Genomic DNA, 2804 nt, shown 5'->3' on the forward strand with positions numbered 1-2804 from the left:
TACCAGACGCGCACGCAAACGGTCCAGCGCGGCGGCCATGCCCTCCTCCTGCCCCAGTGCGACCCGGTATTTGCCGACGCTGCCACTGGCCAGCAAGCCTTGCGACCACATCCAGGCCTCGCCATCAAAACCGTAGGGATTGGCCTCGGCACGCGGCGCACGCAGGCGCAAGCTAAGACGCCAGCGGCTGCCGGCCGGCCAGTCGCGTTCCAGATAGTCACGCGCCAGCACCACGTCAGGAACACCGGGCGGCGCATTGTCCGGGACAAAATTAAAACGGGTGGCAAAGTCGTTACGGGTAGCCAGCCCCCGCACCCGGCCCTCAAGCACCAGCGGTATGCCCTCCTCGGCCGCCGACAGGCCATGCGTCAATTGCAGCTGGGCGCGCCAGCTAGCCCACGCCATGGCACAGCACACAATCAAGACGCCATAACAGGCGCGCAAGCCCACACCCCGCAGATAGCGCCGCGCAGGCCAAGCCAAAACCAGCGGCAGCAAGCACAAGCGCCAGTCAGGCAAATCGGGCAGCACGGCCACCAGCGCCACGCCCAGACAGAAGCAAACCAGCCGTTCCATGCTCCATCATATGCAGGCACAACTTGCATGGCAGCCTAGCCTCGCTTATCGTGCGCCCTCGCCTGATACTGCCCGAAAGACCGATATGTCCGATTTTCCCTTTTTCCTCGCCGCCGGCGCCCGGCGTGACTACGCCGACAGGCTGGTCGCCCTGTTCGGTCTGCAACGCCTGCGCGCACGCCCGACCAGCGACTACTGGCTGGAACTGGGGGATGACAGGCTGGAGCTGGTGACCATAGGCAAGCATGGCGCGGTTTACGCCGAGTTCGTCGAAGGTGCGGCCAAACACCGGCGCGAACAGGGCGGCGGACGCGGCCAGCCGGTGGCCAAGGCCATCGGCCTCAAGAGTGCCAAAACCCTGCCCAGCGTCGTCGATGCCACGGCAGGCCTTGGGCGCGACAGCTTTGTACTGGCTAGCCTGGGCTGTCAGGTCACCTTGCTTGAGCGCTCGCCGGTTGCCGCAGCCTTGCTGTTTGATGCACTGGACCGGGCGCGCTCGCATGCCGACACAGCCGATATCGCCGCACGCATGACGCTGGTGCACGCCAACTCGATAGACTGGCTTAGCACGCTTGCCCCCGAGCAGTCCCCGGATGTGGTGTTTGTCGACCCGATGTTCCCTGACACCGACAAGAAAAGTGCCGCCGCGAAAAAAGACATGCAGGCCTTCCAGCAGGTCATCGGCGACGATATGGATAGCGCCGCCTTGCTCGCGGCGGCGTGGGGGGCAGCGCGCAAACGGGTCGTGGTGAAGCGCCCGCGTCTGGGCGCACCGATAGCGGGCATGAATCCTTCGGTGGTGATGGAGGGCAAATCGACCCGCTTTGACCTTTATATCAAGCAAAGCATGAGCAAGACGGACTAAGCGGCGAGTGCCACAGAGGGAGAAGCAAGCACTCGCCAACTCGACAGGCTGCGTTTAAGCGATTATTTTAAAACCATCCTGAATTCCCCCGCAGATACTCAACATGAATGCTGTCCTTCTTGCGGTCGTGCTGATGCTCGGCCTGTCACTCGCCCGCACCCATGTCGTGATCAGCCTGCTGGTCGGCTTCCTGACCTTTATCGCCACCGGCGTGGTGAAATGGAAAGACGCGGACGATTTGTTTACCGAAGGCATGAAGATGATGGCAATGATAGGCTTCATCATGATCACCGCCCAAGGCTTTGCCGAAGTACTGAAAGCCACCGGACAGATCGCGCCGCTGGTCAGCTCCTCGGCCGAACTGTTCGGCCATAACCGCGGCCTGGCCGTATTCGCCATGCTGCTGGTCGGTCTGTTCGTCACCATGGGCATAGGCTCGTCGTTTTCTACCGTCCCCATCATCGCCGCCATTTATGTTCCGCTGTGCATACAGCTGGGCTTCTCGCCCATGGCCACGGTCGCCATTATCGGTACGGCCGGAGCCTTGGGCGATGCCGGCTCGCCAGCCTCCGATTCGACCCTGGGGCCGACCTCGGGTCTGAATGTCGATGGCCAGCATGACCATATCCGCGACACCGTCATTCCCACCTTTTTGCACTACAACCTGCCACTACTGACCGCAGGCTGGATTGCCGCCATGGTGCTGTGAAATTTTTAAGGAAGCATGATGAACACCCCTGCCCCAATGGCACTGGCGACACGACTCGCCCCCTTACTGAATGGTCTTGACTGGGGAATCGGCGGCAGCACCCTGCTCTACCATCTGGGGCTGGAGGCCAACCCGCAGGATCTGGATCTGCTGGTCACGCCTGAACACTTTGCCCAAGCCCATCTGCGTCTGGCCGAACTCTTTAACGAAGAGCCAAGGCCGGCGCATCCGCACCATATTGCGCAGCACTTTGCCCGCTTTGTCAGTCAGGACGGCCGTGCCATCGACTTGATGGCGGGCATTTGCGTACGCGATAAGGAGAAACAGACCGGCTGGGACTTCAACCCGGCACAGGTGGATATCGAACATGGCTTGCCATGGATGCGCGCCGAAGACTGGCTGGAACTCTACACCCTGTTCCAGCGCCCGTTTCGCGTACAGCAGTTGCAAAACTGGCTAAATGCACGCGATGCCGAACAACGCTGTGGCGAACTGGAAATCCGTCTGGCCTTTCTGGACGATACGGTCGATGCCCTAAGCAGCACGCTTGCGCGCCAGCAACACGAACTCGACCTGCTGCAAGAGCAGTTGCGCCTCCTGTATCGTCAAAGCGCACGCGGCAGTGGCGAAAACGAAGAGCGCTCGCTGCGCGAC

Annotated in this window: 3 protein-coding genes and 1 pseudogene; 3 read left to right on the top strand and 1 reads right to left on the bottom strand. The window is 61.6% G+C overall.

Features of this window, described 5'->3' with window-relative positions; translation table 11 throughout:
* Positions 1-576: ComEC/Rec2 family competence protein (locus tag EGI20_RS17160; RefSeq protein ID WP_498632932.1), on the bottom strand; the 576-nt coding region annotated here is incomplete at its 3' end.
* A 10-nt stretch (positions 577-586) separates the two neighbouring features.
* Here EGI20_RS17160 and EGI20_RS17165 point away from each other — a divergent pair.
* The 3 genes and pseudogenes from EGI20_RS17165 to EGI20_RS17175 form a co-directional block, all read left to right on the top strand.
* Positions 587-1441 (top strand): class I SAM-dependent methyltransferase, encoded by an 855-nt coding sequence (locus tag EGI20_RS17165; RefSeq protein WP_498632650.1) that lies wholly within the window; start codon positions 587-589, stop codon positions 1439-1441.
* A gap of 109 nt (positions 1442-1550) precedes the next feature.
* Positions 1551-2150, top strand: a pseudogene (locus tag EGI20_RS17170) (Na+/H+ antiporter NhaC family protein); the annotation flags it as partial.
* Between the two features lie 18 nt (positions 2151-2168).
* Positions 2169-2804 (top strand): SlyX family protein (locus EGI20_RS17175; protein WP_498632934.1); only part of this gene is annotated, 636 nt, incomplete at its 3' end.

It is taken from the genome of Aquitalea sp. S1-19 (genome assembly GCF_024343515.1).